This is a genomic window from Bacillus sp. CECT 9360, from assembly GCF_918741275.1.
GTDB lineage: Bacteria > Bacillota > Bacilli > Bacillales > DSM-1321 > Peribacillus.
Map to the genome: position 1 here is coordinate 26,090 of NZ_CAKKNA010000009.1, position 25,071 is coordinate 51,160.

Annotated in this window: 22 protein-coding genes; 21 read left to right on the plus strand and 1 reads right to left on the minus strand. The window is 42.8% G+C overall.

Going from position 1 to position 25,071, the window contains the following annotated elements; all coding sequences use genetic code 11:
- Positions 1 to 7 precede the first annotated feature (7 nt).
- From LQ216_RS12255 to aceA, 7 genes are all read left to right on the plus strand, one after another.
- Positions 8 to 637, plus strand: coding sequence for a GntR family transcriptional regulator (locus tag LQ216_RS12255; protein ID WP_230129642.1), 630 nt, complete (start codon positions 8 to 10; stop codon positions 635 to 637).
- Positions 638 to 728: 91 nt separating this feature from the next.
- A complete protein-coding gene (gene accD, locus LQ216_RS12260; protein WP_230129645.1) occupies positions 729 to 1,595 on the plus strand; it encodes an acetyl-CoA carboxylase, carboxyltransferase subunit beta in 867 nt (288 codons plus the stop codon).
- The gene (gene accA / locus LQ216_RS12265) at positions 1,592 to 2,569 is read left to right on the plus strand and encodes an acetyl-CoA carboxylase carboxyl transferase subunit alpha (protein WP_230129648.1); all 978 of its coding nucleotides are present in this window, start codon (positions 1,592 to 1,594) and stop codon (positions 2,567 to 2,569) included. The genes accD and accA overlap by 4 nt, the downstream gene beginning before the upstream one ends.
- A 551-nt stretch (positions 2,570 to 3,120) precedes the next feature.
- A complete protein-coding gene (gene pfkA / locus LQ216_RS12270) occupies positions 3,121 to 4,080 on the plus strand; it encodes a 6-phosphofructokinase (RefSeq protein ID WP_230129649.1) in 960 nt (319 codons plus the stop codon).
- Positions 4,081 to 4,127: 47 nt separating this feature from the next.
- Positions 4,128 to 5,888, plus strand: coding sequence for a pyruvate kinase (gene pyk, locus LQ216_RS12275; protein ID WP_230129652.1), 1,761 nt, complete (start codon positions 4,128 to 4,130; stop codon positions 5,886 to 5,888).
- A gap of 284 nt (positions 5,889 to 6,172) precedes the next feature.
- On the plus strand, positions 6,173 to 6,559 hold the full coding sequence (locus tag LQ216_RS12280; RefSeq protein WP_230129654.1) for an FxsA family protein: 387 nt from the start codon (positions 6,173 to 6,175) through the stop codon (positions 6,557 to 6,559).
- A 266-nt stretch (positions 6,560 to 6,825) separates the two neighbouring features.
- Positions 6,826 to 8,112, plus strand: a complete 1,287-nt coding sequence (aceA, locus tag LQ216_RS12285) for an isocitrate lyase (RefSeq protein ID WP_230129937.1) — start codon at positions 6,826 to 6,828, stop codon at positions 8,110 to 8,112.
- Between the two features lie 361 nt (positions 8,113 to 8,473).
- Here the strand turns inward: aceA and ytvI are convergent, their stop codons facing one another.
- Complete coding sequence (gene ytvI, locus LQ216_RS12290; protein ID WP_230129658.1) at positions 8,474 to 9,595, minus strand: sporulation integral membrane protein YtvI; 1,122 nt, start codon at positions 9,593 to 9,595, stop codon at positions 8,474 to 8,476.
- A gap of 163 nt (positions 9,596 to 9,758) precedes the next feature.
- On the opposite strand from ytvI, the gene LQ216_RS12295 reads away from it, so the two are divergent.
- From LQ216_RS12295 to speD, 14 genes are all read left to right on the plus strand, one after another.
- On the plus strand, positions 9,759 to 10,217 hold the full coding sequence (locus tag LQ216_RS12295; RefSeq protein WP_230129659.1) for a DUF441 domain-containing protein: 459 nt from the start codon (positions 9,759 to 9,761) through the stop codon (positions 10,215 to 10,217).
- A gap of 435 nt (positions 10,218 to 10,652) precedes the next feature.
- Positions 10,653 to 11,768, plus strand: a complete 1,116-nt coding sequence (citZ, locus tag LQ216_RS12300) for a citrate synthase (RefSeq protein ID WP_230129660.1) — start codon at positions 10,653 to 10,655, stop codon at positions 11,766 to 11,768.
- 114 nt (positions 11,769 to 11,882) lie between these two features.
- Positions 11,883 to 13,151, plus strand: coding sequence for an NADP-dependent isocitrate dehydrogenase (gene icd / locus LQ216_RS12305; RefSeq protein ID WP_230129662.1), 1,269 nt, complete (start codon positions 11,883 to 11,885; stop codon positions 13,149 to 13,151).
- Positions 13,152 to 13,302: 151 nt separating this feature from the next.
- The gene (gene mdh / locus LQ216_RS12310; RefSeq protein ID WP_230129664.1) at positions 13,303 to 14,241 is read left to right on the plus strand and encodes a malate dehydrogenase; all 939 of its coding nucleotides are present in this window, start codon (positions 13,303 to 13,305) and stop codon (positions 14,239 to 14,241) included.
- A gap of 142 nt (positions 14,242 to 14,383) precedes the next feature.
- Positions 14,384 to 14,857 carry a MaoC/PaaZ C-terminal domain-containing protein gene (locus LQ216_RS12315; protein WP_230129666.1) on the plus strand — a complete coding sequence of 158 codons (474 nt, stop codon included), beginning with the start codon at positions 14,384 to 14,386 and terminating at the stop codon, positions 14,855 to 14,857.
- Between the two features lie 158 nt (positions 14,858 to 15,015).
- Positions 15,016 to 15,732, plus strand: a complete 717-nt coding sequence (locus LQ216_RS12320; protein WP_230129667.1) for a response regulator transcription factor — start codon at positions 15,016 to 15,018, stop codon at positions 15,730 to 15,732.
- Positions 15,729 to 17,504 carry a two-component system histidine kinase PnpS gene (gene pnpS, locus LQ216_RS12325; RefSeq protein WP_230129668.1) on the plus strand — a complete coding sequence of 592 codons (1,776 nt, stop codon included), beginning with the start codon at positions 15,729 to 15,731 and terminating at the stop codon, positions 17,502 to 17,504. Before LQ216_RS12320 ends, pnpS begins: the two co-directional genes overlap by 4 nt.
- Positions 17,505 to 17,815: 311 nt before the next feature.
- Positions 17,816 to 20,449, plus strand: a complete 2,634-nt coding sequence (gene polA / locus LQ216_RS12330; RefSeq protein WP_230129670.1) for a DNA polymerase I — start codon at positions 17,816 to 17,818, stop codon at positions 20,447 to 20,449.
- Between the two features lie 276 nt (positions 20,450 to 20,725).
- Positions 20,726 to 21,556 (plus strand): DNA-formamidopyrimidine glycosylase, encoded by an 831-nt coding sequence (gene mutM, locus LQ216_RS12335; protein ID WP_230129677.1) that lies wholly within the window; start codon positions 20,726 to 20,728, stop codon positions 21,554 to 21,556.
- Between the two features lie 121 nt (positions 21,557 to 21,677).
- Complete coding sequence (ytaF, locus tag LQ216_RS12340) at positions 21,678 to 22,307, plus strand: sporulation membrane protein YtaF (RefSeq protein ID WP_230129679.1); 630 nt, start codon at positions 21,678 to 21,680, stop codon at positions 22,305 to 22,307.
- Positions 22,308 to 22,328: 21 nt separating this feature from the next.
- Positions 22,329 to 22,943 (plus strand): dephospho-CoA kinase, encoded by a 615-nt coding sequence (coaE, locus tag LQ216_RS12345; RefSeq protein ID WP_230129681.1) that lies wholly within the window; start codon positions 22,329 to 22,331, stop codon positions 22,941 to 22,943.
- A 14-nt stretch (positions 22,944 to 22,957) separates the two neighbouring features.
- Positions 22,958 to 23,131 carry a hypothetical protein gene (locus tag LQ216_RS12350; protein ID WP_230129682.1) on the plus strand — a complete coding sequence of 58 codons (174 nt, stop codon included), beginning with the start codon at positions 22,958 to 22,960 and terminating at the stop codon, positions 23,129 to 23,131.
- Between the two features lie 147 nt (positions 23,132 to 23,278).
- The gene (locus LQ216_RS12355) at positions 23,279 to 24,310 is read left to right on the plus strand and encodes a glyceraldehyde-3-phosphate dehydrogenase (RefSeq protein ID WP_230129684.1); all 1,032 of its coding nucleotides are present in this window, start codon (positions 23,279 to 23,281) and stop codon (positions 24,308 to 24,310) included.
- Between the two features lie 270 nt (positions 24,311 to 24,580).
- Positions 24,581 to 24,961, plus strand: coding sequence for an adenosylmethionine decarboxylase (speD, locus tag LQ216_RS12360; protein WP_230129685.1), 381 nt, complete (start codon positions 24,581 to 24,583; stop codon positions 24,959 to 24,961).
- Positions 24,962 to 25,071 lie beyond the last annotated feature (110 nt).

Below are 25,071 nucleotides of genomic sequence, written 5' to 3' on the forward strand. Positions count from 1 at the left end.
TGGATATTTGAACAGTTCGAATCCATCATCCAAAATTTATTTAGATATTGTTGAGAAACTCAGGAAAATGATTGAAGAAGACGGCCTTCTCCCCGGAGATAAAATATCGTCCGAACGGGAATTGTCGGAACGTCTGAACGTCGGGCGTTCTTCTGTCCGTGAAGCGCTGCGTGCCTTGGAACTGTTGGGCCTTATTGAAACACGCAGAGGTGAAGGGACATTTATCAAGGACTTTCAAGAGCACAGGCTTGTCGAGCTGCTGGGAACTTTTTTTCTGCAAAATCCGAAAATAATAGCCGACCTTAATGAAACGAAGCGGCTTATTGAAATAGATTGTTTGAGGATTATCATTCAGTCTTCATCGCAAGCTGATTTGGAGGCACTGTTGCATTGGGCTGAGCAGAACAACTTCGATGATGATGTACTCTTCGAAAGAATCGCAGAATTGAACCGCAACAAGCTGATTGAAAGAATTTGGCGCATTGTGAACAGCTATTCAAGAGCCTCACTCAATGACAGGCAGGAAGCCGGACGTGAAACATACATTCATTTAATCAAGTCCATACTTGAGCGGAATGAACCAAAAACAATCCAAATCTATTTACAAGATATTAGAAGAATGTCGAAAGAAAATTGACATAGTTTTACACGATTTTTATCAGCTTTCTGTTACAGTCAAGGACAAGCGTCAACAGAAATGAGAATGAGCGGCAAAGGGAGGACCCATCTTGCTTAAAGAGCTGTTTACAAAGTCGAAAAAGAAAAAATACGCAACGATTCCTACAGATCGGGATAAACAGGATGTACCCGAAGGAATCATGACCAAATGCCCGAATTGCAAAAAGATCATGTTTACAAAAGAATTGGTGAAGAATGAAAAAGTCTGCTTGCATTGCGGCCATCATCTCACCATGACTGCTTATGAAAGAATAGAGAGCCTTTTTGAATCTGGCAGCTTTACCGAATTAGATACAGACCTTCTTACTGCAAATCCGCTAGATTTTCCAGAATACATGGAAAAAATCGAAAAGGACCGGGAAAAATCCGGTTTAAATGAAGCGGTAGTGAGCGGAGTTGGGAAGATAAGCGAGCATGAAGTAGCAGCTGCCATCATGGATTCCCGTTTCCGGATGGGAAGCATGGGCTCAGTAGTCGGGGAGAAAATAACACGAGCTATTGAAAAGGCAGGAGAATTAGGGATTCCGTTTCTAATTTTTACAGCCTCTGGAGGTGCCCGGATGCAGGAAGGTGTATTAAGTCTTATGCAGATGGCTAAGACCAGTGCTGCCCTGAAAATGTTTAGTGATGACGGCGGCCTGATTATTTCGATCATGACTCATCCTACCACAGGCGGGGTCTCGGCGAGCTTTGCGTCATTAGGTGACATTAATTTAGCCGAGCCGGGGGCGTTAATTGGTTTTGCCGGCAGAAGAATTATCGAACAGACGATAAGGGAAGAGCTCCCGGATGATTTCCAAACAGCTGAGTTTTTAATGAAGCACGGCCAATTGGATGCGGTTGTCTCCCGATTGGAAATGAAGGAAAAACTGGAAAATATATTATCGATTCATGCTCCGGGTGGTGAATGGAAATGATCGGAGAATTAGAATTTGAACGTCCAATTATAGATCTTCGTAAAAAAATCGATGAATTACGGGAAATCACGGAAGATGCTGATGTCGATTTATCAGCTGAAATAGAAAAACTCGAAAAGCGCCTTGAAAAGCTTGAGGTGGACATCTATGAAAATATGAAACCGTGGGACAGGGTGCAGGTAGCGAGACACCCGGCGCGTCCGACCACCCTTGACTATATATCCAATCTATTCACCGATTTCTTCGAGCTGCACGGTGATCGATATTATGGAGATGACGAGGCCATTGTTGGAGGTATTGCAAAGTTTGAAGGCTATCCGGTAACAGTTATCGGCCATCAAAGAGGCAAGGATACAAAAGAAAATCTGCGACGGAACTTTGGAATGCCCCATCCTGAAGGATATAGAAAAGCATTGCGCTTGATGAAGCAAGCGGAAAAATTTCATCGCCCGATTATTTGTTTTATTGACACAAAAGGGGCTTATCCGGGAAAGGCCGCAGAAGAACGTGGACAAAGTGAAGCAATCGCGAAAAACTTATTCGAAATGGCGGGGCTTAAAGTACCGGTTATTTGCATTGTCATTGGAGAAGGCGGAAGCGGTGGTGCCCTCGCACTTGGAGTCGGCGACCGGATCCATATGCTTGAGAACTCCACGTATTCAGTCATTTCACCTGAAGGGGCTGCTGCCTTACTATGGAAAGATGCCTCACAGGCGAAGCGTGCCGCGGAAACAATGAAAATCACAGCTCCTGATTTAAAAGAGCTCGGCGTCGTCGATGAAATCATTCCTGAGGAAAAGGGTGGAGCTCATCGGAATGTGAAAAAACAGGCTGATGCCATACGTGCCGTTCTTAAGCAGTCCATGACCGAGCTGCTTCCCCTGAACGAAGCGGAGCTTATCAATAAAAGATATTTAAAATACAAACAAATCGGGAAATACTCGTTAAATAAAGAAATCTTAAGGGTAAAGTAAAACGTGTTGCCGATAGGCGCGCGTTTTTTTCTTAAAGGCTCTGTTAAACGATAATGTTGTTTTTGGGAAGGGAATCTGCGAGACTCCTCGAAAATGCATACGCATTTTCTCGTGCGGTGTCTATTCAAGGATGATGAATCAACGTCCTGCGGAAAAACGGGCTGGCAAGACCCCGCAGCGAGGTACGAGTGAGGAGGCTTGACAGTTCGTCCGCGGAAAGCGAGTAGATTCCATGACCATTTGAAAATCAACAATGGAATTTAACAGAGCCTTCTTAAAATATTTAGAAAAGATAGTTTCTTTACAAATTTGTGATGAAAACGGTTAATTGGGAAATTTTATGGATAATGGACAGGTAAATAGGTTTACGAATGTAAGCAACTATTCTAGAATTAAAGCGCAAAGAAAAAAAATAATAGATAAGGCAAGCATGTAACAAATAATGTAGGGAAAATATGGTCATATTAAAGAAGTGAAAATCGAATGATTACTAATCAATTAATCGTGTTAAAATTTATTGCTGTTGCATGTTATGATGAGGTGATTTTTAAATGAAAAGAATAGGTGTACTTACAAGCGGAGGGGATTCACCGGGAATGAATGCGGCGATCCGTGCTGTAGTCCGTAAGGCGATCTTCCATGAAATTGAAGTATATGGAATCTATCACGGTTATCAGGGATTGATTGAAGGAGAAATCAAGAAACTTGAACTCGGTTCAGTCGGTGACATTATTCACAGAGGCGGGACCATGCTTTATTCTGCCCGTTGCCTGGAATTCAAAACAGAAGAAGGTCAACTGAAGGGAATCGAACAATTAAACAAGCATGGAATCGAAGGGCTAGTCATTATTGGTGGAGACGGTTCTTATCGGGGCGCGAAAGCTCTGACAGAGAGAGGATATCCATGCGTCGGTGTACCGGGAACCATCGATAACGACATTCCGGGTACTGAATTTACCATCGGCTTTGATACAGCGTTAAACACTGTTATCGACGCGATCGACAAAATTCGCGATACAGCGACATCACATGAAAGAACCTATTTAATAGAGGTTATGGGGCGTAACGCTGGCGATATCGCTCTTTGGGCGGGACTTGCCGGTGGCGCTGAAACAATTCTCGTTCCAGAATACGTTTCCAGCATGGACGAAATTACAGTTAAGTTAAAACGGGGACATGAACGCGGAAAAAAGCATAGTATCATCATCGTAGCTGAGGGAGTGGGCAGCGCAGTTGATTTTTCTAAGAAAATAGAAAAAGCAACCGGGTTTGAAACTCGTGTTACAGTGCTTGGACATGTTCAGCGCGGGGGATCTCCTACTGCTTCCGACCGTGTTCTTGCAAGCAGGTTAGGTGCGCTTGCGGTGGAGCTATTAATCGAAGGCAAAGGTGGCAGGGCGGTTGGTATCGAAAAAAACCGGCTGGTTGATTATGATATCATTGAAGCGCTTGCCATGCCTCATAATATTGATAAAAAAATGTATGACCTTTCCTCAGAATTGTCTATCTAAATAAATAAGAGAATAGTCTTTAGCGAAATATCAGGAGGTAATAGAACATGCGCAAGACAAAAATCGTATGTACGATTGGCCCTGCAAGTGAAAGCATGGACAAATTGACGCAACTAATCGAAGCAGGAATGAATGTTTCCAGATTGAATTTTTCACATGGCAGCCATGAAGAACATGGCAAAAGGATCGTCTCCATTCGTGAGGCAGTGGAAAGAACCGGAAAACAAGTGGCTATCCTCTTGGATACAAAAGGCCCTGAAATCCGTACGAATGATATGGAAAATGGCGCAATAGAGCTTAGTACGGGCGCGAATGTCGCAGTATCCATGACAGAAGTTCTTGGGACTTCTGAGAAGTTTTCGATCACATATGGAGAACTGATTGATGATGTTCATATCGGCTCGAAAATTTTATTGGACGACGGTTTGATTGGGCTTGAAGTGACAGGCATCGATCAAAACCATAAGGAAATCATGACAAAAGTGCTAAATAGCGGGACACTTAAAAATAAAAAAGGCGTCAATGTTCCTGGAGTATCCATTAAGCTGCCAGGAATCACTGAAAAGGATGCGCAGGACATCGTTTTTGGTATCGAACAAGGGGTTGATTTCATTGCCGCCTCTTTCGTACGTCGTGCATCTGACGTGCTGGAAATCCGTGAGCTTCTTGTTAACCATAATGCGGCACATATCCAAATCATTCCGAAGATCGAAAACCAGGAGGGTGTCGACAATATTGATGAAATCCTCGAAGTATCCGACGGTCTGATGGTGGCACGTGGTGATTTAGGGGTGGAGATTCCCGCCGAGGAAGTACCACTCGTACAAAAACAATTGATTAAAAAATGCAATACGCTTGGAAAGCCTGTTATTACGGCTACTCAAATGCTTGATTCTATGCAACGGAACCCCCGCCCTACCCGGGCAGAGGCAAGTGATGTAGCCAATGCTATTTTCGATGGAACAGATGCAATCATGTTATCCGGTGAAACAGCGGCGGGATCTTATCCGGTTGAAGCTGTTCAAACAATGCATAATATCGCTTCCCGCGCTGAAAGTGCCTTGAGCCATAAAGATATCTTAGCCATTAGAAGCAAAGATAATGAACACAATGTGACAAACGCAATAGGTCAATCGGTTGCCCATACCGCTTTAAATCTTGATGTCGCGGCGATCATCACTCCGACAGAGAGCGGCCATACGGCGAGAATGATATCAAAGTACCGGCCTGAAGCTCCGATCATCGCTGTTACTTCCAAGGAACATGTATCGCGACGTCTTGCTTTGGTCTGGGGTGTATACCCCCAAATCGGACAACAAGCCAAGTCAACTGATGAAATGCTACAATCGGCCATCGATACAAGCTTAAACTCAGATCTTGTTAAACACGGGGATCTTGTGGTTATCACTGCAGGCGTTCCAATTGGGGAAGCGGGGACAACGAACATTATGAAAATCCATTTGCTTGGCGATATTCTTTTAAAAGCACAGGGTGTAGGGAGAAAATCTGCTAAAGGACATGTTGTCGTCGCGAAAACAGCAGCTGAAGCTAATGAACAAGTGACTGAAGGCTCAGTGCTTGTCACAATCGCTTCTGACAGAGATATGATGCCTGCGATTGAAAAATGCTCGGCCCTTATTACAGAAGAAGGCGGCTTAACAAGTCACGCGGCTGTTGTCGGCATTAATTTAGGAATACCGGTAATCGTAGGTGCTGACGATGCAACTTCCACGTTGAAGGATGGACAAAGTATTACCGTTGACGCGAGCCGGGGGATTATCTATAACGGACACACAAGCGTCTTGTAAAGCGAAATAAACAAAAATAAAAAGGATGGTTCATAAAGGCTCTTTATCGGATAGCTTGCAAAAGCTGTTAAAGATTCGGGTCTGAAGATGAGCCATCTTTTTTTTGTAGGCAGGAAAGTATAAAACCTTCCTACCTACATAAGTGTAACTACGCCTAATCTCCACCTTAGGGCTCGCAAATCGGCGAGACAGAGACAATAACGAAAGTTAGATTGAAGACGGCGAATGCTGTATAATAATAGGTAAAGGCATCTACTAATTTTTGCTCTGTTGGAGGAATGCAGATGAAGTATTTTTTTCTTTTAATAATCGCAATGCCGGCTCTTGAAATAGCTGTGTTGCTATTATCGGGGCAAACGATCGGTGTTTGGCCTACCATACTTCTTATTATCTTAACAGGGGTAATCGGGACATATCTGGCAAAACAGCAAGGCCTGGAAACGATAAAAAAGGCCCAGGAGCAAATGAGATACGGCCAGCTCCCTGGAGATGCTCTGCTTGATGGAATATGCGTGCTTGTCGGAGGAACTCTTCTATTAACACCGGGATTTGTTTCAGATCTTCTTGGGCTCATCCTGCTTCTGCCACCCACCAGGAAAGTAATCAAGCCTTTGATTTTGAAGATGATAAAAAACATGATCGATAAAAAGAAAATAACCATTATAAGATAGAGAGACCTGGCTGACCTTAGCCAGGTTTTTTTTGTTTTTTTACAAATTGGTGCTTAAGAACCTTGAGACGAAAGCACATTAGAATGTAAAAAAAAATAATTATTTAAAATTGATAGAAAATTAGTGACAAACCTAAAAACGTTGTTATATAATACAAACAAGATATTTGAAAACTGTATTATAACAAATGAATATAAGGAGTGTGACTGCAGATTACCGGCGTTTTCGAGTTCTAAACAAAAATAAAAAACAGGAGGAAACAAATGATGAGACAAGAAAGAGCTAAAAGATTAGAAGAGAATTGGAAAAGTGACGAACGCTGGAATGGCATTTCAAGACCATATAGTGCAGAGGATGTTATTCGCTTAAGAGGCTCTATCGATATTGAACATACATTAGCTCAGCGTGGCTCTGAAAAGCTTTGGAACTCGATTCATACAGAAGATTTCGTCAATGCTCTTGGAGCGCTAACTGGAAATCAAGCGATGCAGCAGGTGAAAGCAGGATTAAAAGCCATTTACTTAAGCGGTTGGCAAGTTGCGGCTGATGCCAACCTTTCAGGTCAAATGTATCCGGACCAAAGCTTATATCCGGCTAACAGTGTTCCTCAGGTTGTTAAACGCATTAACCAGGCCCTTCAACGTGCGGATCAGATTCATTACAGTGAAGGAAATGAAGAGATTGATTGGTTTGCCCCAATCGTCGCTGATGCTGAAGCCGGATTTGGCGGACAGCTGAATGTTTTTGAATTAATGAAAGGCATGATCGAAGCTGGGGCTGCAGGTGTTCACTTTGAAGATCAGCTTTCCTCAGAGAAAAAATGCGGTCATTTAGGTGGTAAAGTACTTCTTCCAACGCAAACAGCTGTAAAGAACTTAATTGCTGCGCGTTTTGCTGCTGATGTCATGGGAGTGCCTACAGTGTTGGTTGCGCGTACGGACGCGGATGCTGCAGATTTGATTACAAGTGATATTGACCCTGTAGATGCGCAGTTCATTACTGGAGAGCGTACGACTGAAGGATTCTACAGAACAAAAGCCGGATTGGATCAAGCCATCGCTAGAGGTCTTGCTTATGCTCCATACGCAGATTTAATTTGGTGTGAAACGTCCGAGCCAAATCTTGAACAAGCACGCCGTTTTGCTGAAGCTATCCATGAAAAATTCCCTGGCAAGCTGCTTGCTTATAACTGTTCTCCATCCTTCAACTGGAAGGCAAAGCTTGATGACGAAACGATTGCTAGTTTCCAAAGAGAGCTTGGCAAGCTAGGATACAAGTTCCAGTTTGTAACTCTTGCAGGATTCCATGCCCTTAACCACGGAATGTTTGAATTGGCACGTAAATATAAAGATCACGGTATGGCTGCTTACTCTGAATTGCAGCAAGCAGAATTTGCGAGTGAAGAATTTGGCTACACAGCTACAAGGCATCAACGTGAAGTCGGTACAGGCTACTTTGATGAAGTTGCCCAGGTTATAACTGGTGGAACATCTTCGACAACTGCCTTGAAAGGTTCAACAGAAGCCGAACAATTCAACACCGTGAAAGCATAATAAGAAAAGCGCAAGCGCCCTGCAAGTAAAGAAGAACGACTAAGACCGCCACATCGTTATGTCTTCGTCGTTCTGACCCACATCCTGTGGGCCTCCGACAAGCATAAGGCGCACCTCGTAGGAGGGCCAAGTAAGGGCCCTCAGCTAAAATCCGTCACGTCCTGTGACGAACGCTGACGTCACCACATCCTGTGGAAGTCCGGAGATGGGCAGGAAGAACACCTGCCTCTTATGACCTCGAGGAACTGGGCTGCTTACGCTAGACATCAATACATGTTGAAAATTTTATACTTGCTCTTTCTTTAATTAAAAAAAGATGCCGGACACCATCCAGTTTTTGGATGGTGTCCGGCATCTTTGCCTATTGAACGGGGTCGCTCTTCATTATAAAAGCCCAGATATCTTTGAATACATTCGCGCGTTGTAATGTATTGATAATGACAAGCACGACCGGACCGACCATCAACCCAAGAAAGCCAATGAGTTTAAAGCCGACAAAAAGGGCGACAAGTGTGGCCAGCGGGTCAAGTCCTATACTGGAGGATAAGACTTTGGGCTCCAGTAATTGGCGCTGGACAATAACTACGACATATAATACCCCAAGGCCGATCGCCAGGCTCATATCTCCTGTAACCGCCGCATAGACAATCCAAGGCACAAACACGGCGCCTGTCCCAAGATAGGGAAGGATGTCCACAAGGCCGAGAACTAATGCAATCGTTATCGCATAATCAACCCTCAGGATAAGCAAGCCGATTAGAACGGTAATCATTGTAAGGGAAATCAGCGTGAATTGAGCCCGGATAAATCCGAATAAAGCCTTTTTCAAATCTTCAATCACACGTTTGAAGCTCAGGAATACCTTATCCGGTAGCAGTTTGCCGCTTAATCTGGAAAGTCGGTTCCAGTCCTTGCTGATAAAAAAGGTTGCAAGTAAAGAGAAAATGAGCACAGTTGCCGCGTTAGGAAACCAGCCAATGATCGCGGGTATATTCTGGAAGAAATCTTGAATGAAGCCGCTTGCTGTGGAACCAATTTGCTGGCCGACATTTTGAATATTCGTCATGATCGTATCCTGTTGCTGAACATCCAGGTTATTGAACAGGGTGGCAATCCTGTTATAAAAAGGCAGAATTTGTCCCGCAATAAATTCCTCGATGAAATCAATGAGCGTCTCAATTTGTTCAGGAACAACCTTGCCCAGATAATCAGCTCCTGAAACAATTTCTGCAACCAGCAGCGTAATTAACCCCGCAAAAACCGAGAGAATCAAAAGCAGGGAAACAAATACAGCAAGTCCTCTTGGCATTTTCGTTTTGTCTACCAAAAAGTTTACGAGTGGATTCATGAAAAAAGCAATGATGATGGCAATGATGAATGGATATGTATACTTAGATAAGTAGAAAAGGGTAACGAGACTAAGTATGATAATTCCTAAGACAAAAATAGATCGGAGAATCCGATTTATATATACAGAATTCAAAGCGTTCCCTCCCAAAGGGTGTTTTTTTAATTGTACCTACGCATGATAAAAAATGAAAGTTTCATTTCTTAATAAAAATTATTCATTTTGGGCTGTTTAATTTACTAATTTTGGTTCTTTTATTATGCTGATATAGAAATTACAACACGTCAGGAGAATGTGAATGAGTGGAGCAGTTCTTTTTTTACTTCTGTTGGGGATCATCGGATTAGTCGCAAAAAACACATCGCTTATGATTGCGGCTGGTACGCTTCTGCTCCTTAGGTTCGTCGGGCTGGATACGAAGGTCTTTCCTTATTTAGCCTCCAAGGGCATTAATATCGGTGTAACGATTATAACGATTGCTGTCTTGGTTCCGATTGCAAACGGTTCTATCGGGTTTAAGGAATTAGGGGACGCGATTAAATCCCCCTATGCCTGGATTGCCCTCGCTTCCGGAATCGCGGTAGCTTTAATTGCAAAAAGCGGTTTATCATTACTTGCCTCCGACCCGCATATTACAGCCGCTCTTGTTTTCGGTACGATTCTTGCGGTAGCCTTGTTTAAGGGTGTGGCGGTTGGGCCGTTGATTGGAGCTGGTATCGCCTATTTATGCATGCAACTGTTTAATTTTTTTAAATGAATGAAACCATGGTTGAGTAACTGGACTTATTTTTTCTGTATTTTTCTAATAAAATAATAATTTTTTCACATTTTAAGACCTTTTCATTCACAAAAATCAGATAATTGTTTATAATAGGCTTGTAACAATCCTGCGAGGATAAGTACCTTATTCATAGTCAATATAGATACAATCATCTTTTTTACATTTAAGAAGTGAGACTGCGCAGGAGTTTTGGCAATATAACTTAAGGGTAAAAATGAGAGACGCAATAGCAGACATATAGTATATAAAGTTTGTTGCTTAATCTTATATATCTCTATTGACAACGCTTTCATGTAGAAAGGAATTTTTCTTTAATTACATAGTGGCCACGATTCTTAGGCCATCTTGGAAGCGCTCTATTTTTAAACAAAAGGGCAAAAGGGGAATATTTAAGAAAAGGAGAGATTTTGTATGTCAGTAACAAAAGGACTAGAAGGTATAGTTGCAACAACTTCATCCATCAGCTCAATCATCGATGATACATTAACGTACGCGGGATATGATATTGATGATCTTGCTGAAAACGCAACATTCGAGGAAGTAATCTATTTATTATGGCACCGCACCCTTCCAAACAGTGGCCAGTTAGCAAATCTTACGAAACAGCTGGCTGAGAATGCAAGTCTTCCTGACGAAGTGCTTGAGCAATTTAAAACATATCCAATCGGCAAAGTACATCCGATGGCAGCGCTTCGCTCATCTATTTCGCTGCTCGGTCTGTACGATGATGAAGCGGATGAAATGAATGAAGAAGCCAACTATCGTAAGGCCGTCCGTTTGCAGGCGAAAATTCCTTCAATCGTAACAGCGTTTGCGCGTGTGAGAAAAGGCCTTGAGCCGGTAGCCCCGCGCACTGACCTTAGCTTCGCAGCGAACTTCTTATACATGTTAAGCGGAAAAGAACCAACCGCAATCGAAGAAGAGGCATTCAATAAAGCTTTGGTCCTTCACGCAGATCATGAACTAAATGCTTCAACCTTTACGGCACGTGTTTGCGTCGCTACATTATCCGATATTTATTCAGGTGTCACCGCGGCGATCGGCGCTTTGAAGGGACCGTTGCATGGCGGCGCTAATGAAGCGGTCATGAAGATGCTTACGGAAATCGGTTCTCTGGAAAACGTAGATTCGTATATTACTAACAAACTAGACAACAAGGAAAAAATCATGGGCTTCGGTCATCGTGTTTACCGAAAAGGGGACCCGCGTGCGAAGCATTTAAAAGAAATGTCCAAGAAATTAACGGAACTTACCGGCCAGCCACAGTATTATGACATGTCTGTGAAAATCGAGGACTTGGTAACTTCTCAAAAAAACCTTCCGCCAAATGTGGATTTCTATTCAGCTTCTGTATACCATAGCCTAGGCGTTGACCATGATCTGTTCACGCCAATATTCGCTGTGAGCCGTACATCGGGCTGGTTGGCACACATTTTGGAACAATATGAAAATAATCGCTTAATCCGTCCACGTGCTGATTATACAGGGCCGGGAATGCAAAAATACGTTACAATAGAAAAAAGATAAACGTTTTTGTTTTTTAATTTGGCGATTATATAGTAAATTTATAATTGTGAGATAAGAGGTTAGCTGGCCCCTAATGGGCCACTAACCTTTGAATTTGAATTGGAGGTCACGTGAATGACACAAGGTGAAAAAATTAGAGTAGAGAACGGTACTTTGAATGTACCAAATAATCCAGTCATTCCTTTCATTGAAGGGGACGGCATCGGTCCAGACATTTGGGCGGCAGCATCACGCGTTTTGGAAGCATCAGTAGACAAGGCTTACAACGGCGAAAAGAAAATCGTCTGGAAAGAAGTTCTTGCAGGAGAAAAGGCATTCAAGCAAACTGGCGAATGGCTTCCGGCAGAAACTTTGGATGCTATCCGTGAGTACTTCATTGCGATCAAAGGCCCGCTTACAACACCAATCGGCGGCGGAATCCGTTCATTGAATGTGGCGCTGCGCCAAGAACTTGATCTATTTGTCTGTTTGCGTCCTGTACGTTATTTTGATGGAGTTCCTTCTCCGGTTAAGCGTCCTGAAGATACGGACATGGTTATCTTCCGTGAAAATACGGAAGACATTTATGCAGGTATTGAATATGCTAAAGGCTCTGATGAAGTGAAGAAGTTAATCAATTTCCTTCAAAACGAACTGGGCGTTAATAAAATCCGTTTCCCTGAAACTTCTGGTATCGGCATTAAGCCAGTTTCTGAAGAAGGTACACAACGCCTTGTACGCGCGGCAATCAACTATGCGATCAAAGAAGGACGCAAATCAGTGACTCTGGTACATAAAGGCAATATCATGAAGTACACTGAAGGTGCCTTTAAGAGCTGGGGCTATGAATTAGCGGAAAAAGAATTCGGGGATAAAGTATTCACTTGGGGACAATACGATCGCATCAGTGAAGAACAAGGTGCTGAGGCAGCTAACAAAGCTCAGGCTAATGCTGAAGCTGAGGGCAAAATCATTATTAAGGATTCCATTGCAGATATCTTCTTACAGCAAATCCTTACACGTCCAAAAGAATTTGATGTAGTAGCAACAATGAACTTGAACGGCGACTACATTTCCGACGCTCTTGCTGCACAGGTTGGCGGTATTGGTATCGCTCCTGGAGCAAACATCAACTATGAAACTGGACATGCTATTTTTGAAGCAACCCATGGAACTGCTCCAAAATATGCAGGCCAAGATAAAGTAAACCCGTCTTCTGTTCTCCTTTCAGGTGTATTGATGCTTGAGCACCTTGGCTGGACTGAAGCGGCTAAAATGATTATGAACTCAGTGGAGAAAACAATTTCTTCTAAGGTTGTAACGTACGACTTTGCGCGTCTGATGGAAGGCGCTAGAGAAGTTAAATGCTCTGAGTTCGCTGACGAATTGATTAAAAATCTTTAATTAATAATTGGATCTCTATGAAAGCTGAGTCCTAGGGCATTCATAGGGATTTCTCTATTAATTATTGTTTGAATTTTTAAAATAAGGGCTCTGTTATAAAGTATTGTTGATAAATATCATCCTTACATAATCGATCCGAGGAGGAACTGACATGTCCCTGAAACGTAAAAAAATTTCGGTTATTGGTAGCGGATTTACTGGTGCGACAACTGCATTTTTATTAGCTCAAAAAGAACTTGGCGATGTCGTATTGGTCGATATTCCGCAAATGGAAAACCCGACGAAAGGCAAGGCGCTTGATATGCTTGAAGCCGGTCCTGTCCAAGGTTTTGACGCTAATATCACCGGTACGTCAAACTACGAAGATACTGCGGATTCAGATATCGTCATTATCACTGCTGGGATTGCCCGTAAACCAGGCATGAGTCGTGACGACCTGGTACAAACAAACCAAAAAGTCATGAAATCGGTTACACAACAAATCGTAAAATATTCACCAAACAGCTATATTATCGTTCTTACTAACCCGGTTGACGCAATGACATATACTGTATTTAAAGAATCCGGCTTCCCTAAAAACCGTGTAATCGGCCAATCTGGAGTTCTCGATACTGCTCGCTTCCGTACATTCGTAGCCCAGGAGCTGAACCTTTCAGTTAAGGACGTTACCGGCTTCGTTTTAGGCGGACACGGCGATGACATGGTGCCGCTTGTGCGCTATTCTTACGCGGGAGGCATTCCATTGGAAACGCTTATTCCAAAGGATCGCCTGGATGCGATCGTTGAACGCACACGTAAAGGCGGCGGTGAAATCGTTAACCTTCTAGGAAACGGCAGTGCTTACTACGCTCCTGCTGCTTCACTAGTTGAAATGGCGGAAGCAATCCTTAAGGACCAGCGCCGCGTCATTCCTTCTATCGCTTACCTTGAAGGAGAATACGGGTATGATGGCATTTACCTTGGTGTCCCTGCAGTATTGGGTGCCGGCGGTATCGAACAAATCATCGAGCTTGAATTGCAAGAAGATGAGAAAGCAGCACTTGCTAAATCAGCCGAATCAGTGAAAAGTGTCATGAAGGTATTACAATAATTGCTAAAATGCTTGAGCAAGACACAAGCCACATTGTAAAAGTTTCATATTTCCATTACATTTAAGAAGAGGATGTCCTTTGGGCACCCTCTTTTTTCCAAATTACAAATTAGTTGAATCAATTTTTCGGAGGCGATTATTCATGCTCTTAAAAAAAAGAAAGCTCGGCAGGAAGATTGATGAAATTACTATCGGAGAAAAATTGACCCTTACTGAGAAAATGGAAGACAAAGATCTTTTACTATATCTCGGCTTGACCAATGACGCGAACCCTCTTTATATCCAGCATGACTATGCTTCCCAAACATCCTACAAAAAACCGATTGTTCCGAATATTATGCTGCTTGGAATTATCACATCCGCTGTTTCAAAATATTTGCCGGGTCCGGGCAGCCATATTCTCTCACAAGCCATTGAATTTCCAAGACCGGTTTACCATTCAAGTACCGTGATATTCCTTTTCGAGGTAATCGAAGTAAACGTAGAAAATGAGGTTGTAGGAATCGAAGTATCCGGCATAAACGATGACAAAGAAATCGTTTTAAAAGGCAATATTAACGTTTGTCCGCCAAAACAGACTGTTTCGTTGGATGGCAGCATTCTCGATAATTTTTAACAGCTAAGCCCTGGTAAAAGATTTCCGACAGGGTTTTCAGCATGACCCCTCGGAGGACATTGTTTGAAAAAGTTTTCCTTATTCTTTTTTTTTCATTATAATAAAAGTGGATGAAGGCTCAGATTGGTATTGGGGTACTATTTATTCAGGAGGAAGCCATGTCTAAAAAAATTCTCGTTGTAGATGATGAAAAATCAATCCTGACTTTGCTGCAATATAATTTGGAGCAGGCGGGCTATTCCGTTATAACCGCAATGGATGGGGAAGAAGGCAAAAACCTTGCGATAGAGAAGAATCCTGATTTAATCGTTTTGGATTTAATGCTTCCAAAGCTGGACGGTATCGAGGTGTGTAAGCAGCTTCGTCAACAGAAAATGATGGTGCCGATACTTATGCTGACCGCAAAAGATGACGAATTTGATAAAGTTCTCGGCCTTGAGCTTGGCGCGGATGATTATATGACAAAGCCATTCAGCCCTCGCGAGGTGGTCGCACGCATTAAGGCGATTTTTAGACGTTCACAAATTCAGGCTGAAATGAAGGGAAGCGAGCTTGGCGACGGTGAATTGTTGAAGTACGGCGGCTTAAGCATTTATCCAGATCGTTACGAGGCATATTTTGAAGAGAACCTGCTTGAGTTGACGCCAAAGGAGTTCGAATTGCTGCTGTACCTTGCCAAACATAAGGGCAGAGTGTTGACGAGAGACCAGTTGTTAAGTGCCGTCTGGAACTATGACTTTGCCGGTGATACACGCATTGTTGATGTGCATATCTCGCATCTTCGTGAAAAAATTGAAAATAATTCAAAAAAACCTCTGTATATCAAAACGATTCGCGGACTGGGCTATAAGCTTGAGGAGCCGAAAACGGAATGACAAAATTCAGGGCCAGGCTTCTTTTTGCTTTAATCAGCCTTATCACCGTCGTTCTGTTAGCAGCCGGCCTGCTAATGGGCCACTTATTTAAAAGCTATTATATAAATACATTTAATGAAAGAATCCAAAAAGAAACAGTCTTTATTTCTAATTACATAAAAGAACAAGGTGGAATTACTGCTTTTTTAAGAGACGGCCCGAAAGCTGGACTCCATGCATTACTGGATTCCAATTTCACTATATTATCAGCTAACGGTACAGTGCTGTATGATTCGAATGTTAATAAAAGGAACAATCGGGAAAGCCATTCAGTGATCCTGAATCAAATTGTCATGCATAAAGACTCCGATACAGAAGGTTATGAAGTGCTGGAGGGGTCCCTGGGGTCCCCTGATCTGCATTATTATTGGAAATCAGTCGAAAGTGACAATGAAGTGGAAGGGTATGTTGTCCTTGGCAATGAAATGGATGTCATCAAACAGGTAAATCGGCAAATGTGGTGGATATTAGCCGCCAGCCTTGGTGCGTCATTGATTGTCATCATCATGATCGTAAGTCGGATTGCTACTAGATATACCCGGCCAATCGAGGCTGCAACGACAACAGCGATCGAATTGGCAAAAGGAAACTATCGTGCGCGGACGTATGAGGAGCGATCCCATGAAGCTGCGATGCTCAGCACATCACTCAATATTCTCGCAAGGAATCTTCAGGAAATGGAGATTGCCAGGGAAATGCAACAGGATCGGCTTGAAACATTGATAGAGAATATCGGGAGCAGTGTCCTGCTTATTGACAACAAAGGGTATGTGACACTGATCAATCGTGAATATAAGGAACTGTTTAACGTGGAAGCCGCTGATTTTCTTTACAGGGTGTATTATGAAGTGATCGAGCACAAGGAGATCATTCGCATAATAGAAGAGATCTTTATGACCGAAAAAAGCATGAAGCGCCAGCTGCTTATCCCATTAGAGATCGACAGGAAGCATTTCGAGGTATACGGCGCACCCATTATCGGAAACCAGAATGAATGGAAAGGCATTCTCATCGTATTTCACGACATAACAGAGTTAAAGAAGCTGGAGCAAATGCGAAAAGATTTTGTCGCCAATGTATCCCATGAGTTAAAGACCCCGATCACTTCAATAAAAGGGTTCTCGGAGACATTACTTGATGGAGCGATGAAGGATGAGGAAGCGCTGCAGAATTTCTTGTCGATTATTTTAAAGGAAAGTGACCGGCTTCAGGCGTTGATACAAGAATTATTGGACTTATCTAAGATTGAACAACAGGAATTTGTCCTCAATCTCGAGTTCTTGAATTTGTGTCAATTGCTTCAAGAAACACATGCCATCCTTCAGGGGAAAGCGGTTAAAAAAAATATTTCTCTTATCCTGCATGCGCCGGAACACCCTGTGAGGATAAAGGGTGATTCTTCCCGGGTCAAGCAAATATTCATTAACTTAATTACGAACGCACTAAACTATACAGGCAATGGCGGAAAAGTAGACATTACAATAACGGAGGTAAAGCATGCGGTGAAGGTGGCTGTACAAGATAGCGGCATCGGCATCGAGAAAAAAGAACTCCCCCGTATTTTTGAACGCTTTTACAGAGTGGATAAAGCAAGAAGTAGAAACTCGGGCGGCACAGGCCTTGGGCTTGCGATTGTAAAGCATATTGTTGAAGCCCATAAAGGGAAAATCACGGTGAACAGCGAGCCTGGAAAGGGTACGACTTTCACGGTATTTTTTAATAAGAAAGCATAATATATGAATATTTAATCTGGATGAAGAGGCTGGAGAGAATTTACAGTATTTTTACAAAACATTCAATTCTCCTTAATATCATAAGCTTACAATTACTTATGAAAACCCCTTCATCCAAGGAGTTGGAAAAGGTGAGGACAAGACCCCGTCCTCGCCTTTTTCCGTTCGTAAAAGAAAAAATGTTAACCTATTTAAAGTAAAGCCGTTATTTTTCTTTCCTTACATTCTCATGGTAGAATGTAAGGAAGAAAATAACGGCTATTTATGTTGTCATAGATTGAGTTCATATAGATGGCAAGGGGGATTTTGATTTGGGTAAGAAAATCGTTCTGATAGATGGGAATAGCATTGCATACCGTGCTTTTTTTGCGTTGCCGCTCCTTAATAATGATAAAGGCATCCACACGAATTCGGTATACGGCTTTACGATGATGCTTAACAGAATACTGGATGAAGAGAAACCGACACATATGCTTGTAGCTTTTGACGCCGGGAAAACGACATTCCGGCATGCCTCATTTAAAGAGTATAAAGGAGGCCGTCAAAAGACTCCGCCTGAGCTGTCTGAACAGTTCCCGTTCATAAGGGAATTATTAGATCATTTCGGTATTTCCCGGTATGAACTGGAAAACTATGAGGCGGACGACATTATCGGCACCCTTTCGTTGCAGGCAGAAAAAGAAGGCTATGAAGTCAAGGTTATTTCAGGTGATAAGGATTTGACCCAGCTCTCTTCGCCGACGACGACTGTGAACATTACCAGAAAAGGGATTACAGATATTGAAGAATATACACCAGAGCATATTCATGAGAAATACGGGATAGGACCGAATCAGATTATCGATCTGAAAGGCCTGATGGGAGATGCGTCAGATAATATCCCCGGAATTCCTGGTGTCGGGGAGAAGACGGCACTAAAGCTTCTCCACCAATTTGGGACGGTCGAAAAGCTTTTGGAATCGATCGATGAAGTCACCGGCAATAAACTGAAAGAAAAAATAGAAGAACATAAAGAGTCGGCAGTATTAAGCAAGCAGCTTGCGACGATTTCAAGGGAAGTACCATTGGAAATAACACTCGAAGACACGGTCTATCATGGTATGGATACAGAGAAGGTAGTTTCTTTTTACAAGGATCTTGGTTTCCGCTCTTTACTTGATAAGATGGATGAAGCAGGAGAGCCTGTGGAAGAAATTGACCAGGAAGATATTTCGTTTGAAATAGTGAAAGAAGTCACTTCCGGTCTGTTTGCGGATGAGAGTGCTTTATATATTGAGATATTGGAAGATAATTATTATCGTGCCGACATTATTGGCGTTGCCATTTCTAACGACCAAGGAAACTTTTATATTCCGGCAAAAATGGCATTCGCGTCAGAGGAATTTAAAGAATGGGCCCGTGATGAAACGAAAAGGAAAGCGGTGTACGATGCAAAGCGTTCTATCGTTGCTTTGAGAAGAAGGGAAATCGAAATCAAGGGAATCGATTTTGATATTTTCCTCGCTTCCTATATATTGAACCCCTCGGAATCCGTTGAAGATGTGGCGGCGATAACGAAATCGCAGCAAGGGATACAGCTTCAGTCCGATGAGGCATTTTATGGAAAGGGAGCGAAGCGTTCGGTTCCGGATGAGGCACAACTCGGTGAACATCTAGCACGGAAATCGCAGGCTATCTTTAAGTTGAAAGAGCCAATGATTGTGTCGTTGGAGGAAAATGAACAGTACAAACTATTTACTGAATTGGAGATGCCGCTGGCGATTATTTTGGCAGAAATGGAGATTCAAGGGGTAAAAGTGGACGTTGGGCGCCTTAAGGATATGGGCTCAGAACTGGTAACACGGCTTAAATTAATCGAGGAGAAGATTCATCAATTGGCGGGTGAGGCGTTCAATATTAATTCTCCAAAACAGCTCGGCGTTATTTTATTTGAAAAGCTGGGGCTCCCTCCCGTAAAGAAGACGAAGACAGGGTATTCAACATCTGCTGACGTCCTTGAAAAGCTTGAAAGCGAGCATGAGATCGTAAGAGAAATCCTCCATTACCGCCAGCTCGGTAAACTGCAGTCCACTTACATTGAAGGCTTGCTGAAGGTGGTCGATGAAGAAACATGCAAAGTCCATACTCGGTTTAATCAAGCGCTTACGGCAACAGGACGATTAAGCTCTACCGACCCAAACCTGCAAAACATCCCAATCCGGCTTGAGGAAGGAAGAAAAATCAGACAGGCATTTATTCCTTCTGAAAAGGATTGGCTCATTTTTGCGGCTGATTATTCACAAATCGAGCTTAGAGTACTGGCTCATATTGCAAAGGACGAAGGATTGATCGAGGCTTTCAGGAATGATATGGATATCCATACGAAAACGGCCATGGATGTTTTCCATGTTTCGGAAGCCGAAGTCAATTCCAACATGCGCCGCCATGCCAAAGCGGTAAACTTCGGGATTGTGTACGGTATCAGTGACTATGGTTTATCCCAGAGCCTGAACATTAGCAGAAAAGAAGCAGGAGAATTTATCGAGCAGTATTTAAAGAGCTTCCCTGGGGTTCAGGATTATATGAAAGATAGCATCCATGAAACGAAGCAAAAAGGTTATTCGATGACGCTTCTGCAAAGACGGAGATACATTCCCGAGATTACGAGCCGCAATTTCAATTTGCGCAGCTTTGCGGAAAGAACCGCAATGAACACGCCGATTCAGGGAAGTGCCGCTGATGTTATCAAGCTGGCGATGATTAATATGAGCGAACGGCTGAAGGAAGAAAACATGAAAGCACGGCTATTGCTTCAGGTTCATGATGAACTGATTATCGAAGCGCCGCCCGAAGAGTTGGAAATGTTAATGAAAATTGTTCCAGAAGAAATGGAGAGAGCGCTTGAACTAGAGGTGCCATTAAAAGTAGAGTACGCATACGGCCCGACATGGTTTGACGCAAAATAGAAAAACGGATGCGCCTCGCAAACAAGGAACATCGACTAAAATCTGCCACGTCGTGTGGCAAACGTCGATGCCAGCCCTTCCTGGGCAAGTCCGACAAGCATAAGACTGGCCCTGGAAGAAGGTGTTTTTTACCTTCTGTAAGGGACAGACTTATGACCTCGAGGAGCTAGGCGCAGGAGTTAGACAATATAGAACGGCGACTAAAAGCGCCACGTCGTTATGTCTTCGTCGCCATGACCCACATCGTGTGGGCTTATTATAATTGGAGGTGGGAATATGCCTGAGCTGCCGGAAGTGGAAACGATAAGAAGAACGTTGGAACAACTGGTGATTGGAAAGACGATACAAGAGGTTTCGATATTTTGGCCTAAAATTATTAAGACTCCAGAACAGGCAGAACAGTTTCAGGATGCTCTAAAGGGAGAGACAATCCGCGAAATTGGACGGCGCGGCAAGTTTTTAATCTTTTATCTTGATCATTATGCAATGGTTTCACACTTGCGGATGGAAGGGAAATACGGTGTATTTGCTCATGAAGAGATTTATGACAAGCATACACATGTAATCTTTTCATTTACCGATGGGACGGAACTCCGCTACCGGGATGTCCGCAAATTCGGGACGATGCATTTATTTGCTAAGGGAGAGGAACAAACGAATCTCCCATTGCTGCACCTTGGACCTGAACCTATGTCAGCTGAATTTACCGTCGAACATTTGACGGAAAAGCTTTCAAAAACAAACCGCAAAATTAAACCTGTGCTGCTTGATCAAACGGTAGTGGTAGGAATCGGCAACATCTATGTGGATGAATCTTTGTTTCGTTCCGGCATACATCCGGAACGGATTGCCACTTCATTAACGACTGCAGAAATTAAGAGTCTGCACAAAGAAATAATAGATACCTTATCGGAAGCGGTTGAAAAAGGCGGCAGCACCATCCGATCCTATGTGAATTCCCAGGGACAGATTGGCATGTTTCAGCTTGAACTGCTTGTATACGGACGCAAGGGAGAGGAATGCAAACGCTGCGGCACTCCGCTTGAGAAGCAAGTTGTCGGCGGAAGAGGGACGACCTTTTGCCCTTCCTGCCAACTCAGGTCATAAATAAAAGCGAGAGGGAGGGGGCCCCCCACCTTTTCGGGCATTGGCCTAATTACTTTACACATAGAATTTACTCCTTCCATATACTATCCTAGCGATTCGGAATGCTGGGGAGGACTTTAAGATGTGGTTACAGCTTTTGTTTCTGGCTTTTGCCGTAAGCCTTGATGGGTTCAGTGTCGGCCTGACATTCGGAATGAGAAAGATGAGAATCCCCTTTAAATCGATCGCCGTGATTGCATGTTGCTCTGCTTTGAGTTTAGGAATCGCGATGATGATCGGGGAATTTATCGGGCAATTTGTCTCCACGGCCGCTGCGGAAAAAACCGGCGGAATCATTTTAATCATGTTAGGTTTTTGGATTCTATTTCAGTATTTTAGGCCAGAAAAGTCAATGGAGGATCAATTTGCCGAAAAAACGATTTTTAACTATGAAATAAAGTCACTAGGTGTAGTCATTAACATCCTACAGAAACCGTTAACTGCGGATTTTGATAAATCGGGTACGATCAATGGAGTCGAAGCGCTCGTATTAGGTTTTGCGCTGTCACTCGACGCTTTTGGAGCCGGTATAGGCGCGGCAATGATGGGAATTTCATCTTTCATTTTATCAATATGCATCGCCATCATGAGTTCATTATTTATTTTTGCTGGACTTCAGAGTGGAAAAATTCTATCCTCGAGCAAAATCGTTCAAAAATTGTCTTTTCTTCCAGGATTTTTACTAATTATCATTGGATTTATGAAAATTTGAAGAAAATGGAGAAGAACCAGTATGAGACAGGTAATAGGGATAACCGGGGGTATTGCGAGCGGAAAAAGCAGTGTCAGCCAGTTCATTAAAGATGAACTGGGATTCACGATCATTGATGCTGATATTGCCTCGAGAGAAGTGGTGGAACCGGGGGAAGAAGCGTACAAACAAATTGTTGAATCATTCGGTCCGCAGATTTTGCATGATAATCAGACGATTGACCGCGCGAAATTGGGGGCGGTCATCTTTAACGACACAGAGAAAAGACTCCTGTTAAATAGTATCGTGCATCCGGCGGTGCGAAAAAGAATGATTGCCGGGAAGGATGCAGCCATCACACGGGGAGAGAATACCGTATTCATGGATATCCCTCTGTTATTCGAAAGCAAACTGACCTCGATGGTCGATAAAACGCTATTAATTTATGTGGATGAGCATGTACAATTACAGCGGTTGATGAGAAGAAATGATTATTCTAAAGCAGAGGCGTTGGCAAGGATTACATCACAAATGCCGCTTGCGGATAAGAAGCCGTTAGCTGACGCCGTCATCGATAACAACGGAAGCTTAGAGGAAACAAAGAGGCAGGTAAGGCAAATACTGCGTAGCTGGAATGTGAACATAAAAGAAGATTGAAGGGAGAAGCATTTTTGTTTCTTCCTTTTTCTTTTATAATGGCTCTGTTAAACGATAATGTTGTTTTTGGGAAGGGAATCTGCGAGACTCCTGCGGAAAAACGGGCTGGCAAGACCCCGCAGCGAGGTACGAGTGAGGAGGCTTGCCAGTTCGTCCGCGGAAAGCGAGTAGATTCCATGACCATTTGAAAATCAACAATGGAATTTAACAGAGCCTTTATAATAAAAAGTTTTAAAAAATAAACGTTTTTATCATCACAATTAAGTCCCAATATGTTATACTAATTCCATATTAACTAATAAACAGTATAACACTTATTCGGGAGGGACCGAAAAATGAAGGCACGAATAGCAATCAATGGATTTGGAAGAATCGGAAGGATGGTTTTCCGAAAAGCAATCTTGGAGGATAATCTGGATATTGTAGCAATTAATGCAAGCTATCCTGCTGAAACATTAGCTCACTTACTTAAATATGATACGAATCATGGTAAATTTGAAGGTGAAGTGATCCCTGAAGACGGTGCCATCGTTGTAAATGGCCATCGCGTTCAGTTAATTAGCATGCGTGATCCTAAGCAGTTGCCTTGGAAAGAAATGAATATAGATATCGTTATCGAAGCTACAGGTAAATTTAATGATAGGGATAAAGCAGCCCAACATTTAGATGCAGGTGCCAGAAAAGTGATTTTGACTGCACCGGGCAAAAATGAAGACGTTACCATTGTAATGGGTGTGAATGAAGAAATGCTGGATCCTGAAAACCATTTCGTTATTTCCAATGCTTCCTGTACGACAAATTGCCTGGCACCGGTAGCAAAAGTGCTGGACGATCAGTTCGGCATTGAAAACGGATTAATGACAACGATTCATGCGTATACAAATGACCAAAACAATATCGATAATCCACATAAAGACTTGCGCCGCGCACGTGCATGCGGACAAAGCATCATTCCGACGACCACAGGGGCGGCAAAAGCACTATCGCTTGTGCTGCCACAATTAAAGGGTAAACTGCATGGTATGGCACTGCGCGTTCCAACCCCAAATGTTTCCCTGGTTGATCTAGTTGTCGACTTGAAACAGGAAGTAACGATCGATCAAATCAATCAAGCATTTCAAAACGCTTCGAACAGTTCCTTAAAAGGTGTGCTTGAATATACGACCGAGCCGCTCGTATCGATTGATTTCAACACAAACCCGCATTCCGCGATCATCGATGGCCTCTCGACAATGGTGATTGATGAAAGAAAAGTGAAGGTACTAGCCTGGTATGACAATGAATGGGGCTATTCATGCAGAGTTGTCGACCTGGTGAATTATGTTGCCATAGAAATGATGGCTAAAACAGAAATGAAAGTTGGATAGAATAAACATCCCTTCCTAACTTTTTTACAAAGCTCACTACATCCAGTAGTGGGCTTTTCCACGTTAACGTTTTTAATAAATCAAACCTATAAAAAAATTTATCAGATATGTTGCAAAAAAAAATCAAACGAAGTATACTATGATTCGTGAACTCGGATAACGTAGTTTCATAATGGCTACTTAAAGGGTTAGGACCTCTTTGGACTAACTTTCCCCCGTGGTAGTCTATTAAGGTACAGATACTTAATCATGCTAAGGGGGAACATAAACATGGAAACAATGGGAAGACATGTAATTTCTGAACTTTGGGGTTGTGACTTCGAAAAATTAAATGATATTGAATTAATTGAAAGAACGTTTGTAGATGCTGCATTGAAATCCGGTGCAGAGGTTCGCGAGGTAGCTTTCCATAAATTTGCTCCACAAGGAGTAAGTGGCGTAGTGATAATTTCTGAGTCCCATTTGACGATTCACAGCTTTCCGGAACACGGATACGCAAGTATTGATGTGTACACATGCGGAGATTTAGATCCAAACATTGCTGCTGATTATATTGCACAAGCCTTAAACGCCGAAACACGTGAGAACATTGAGCTTCCACGCGGCATGGGTCCTGTCCAAGTAAATAAAAGCAAAGTGAATGCGTTGTAAGAAAACGAAACTCTAAGAGATGCGGAAGTTACCGCATCTCTTTTTTGATTTTTATCCTTGTACTGACGGATTGTTTTTAATAAGATTAGTATATAAAACCTATTGTACAC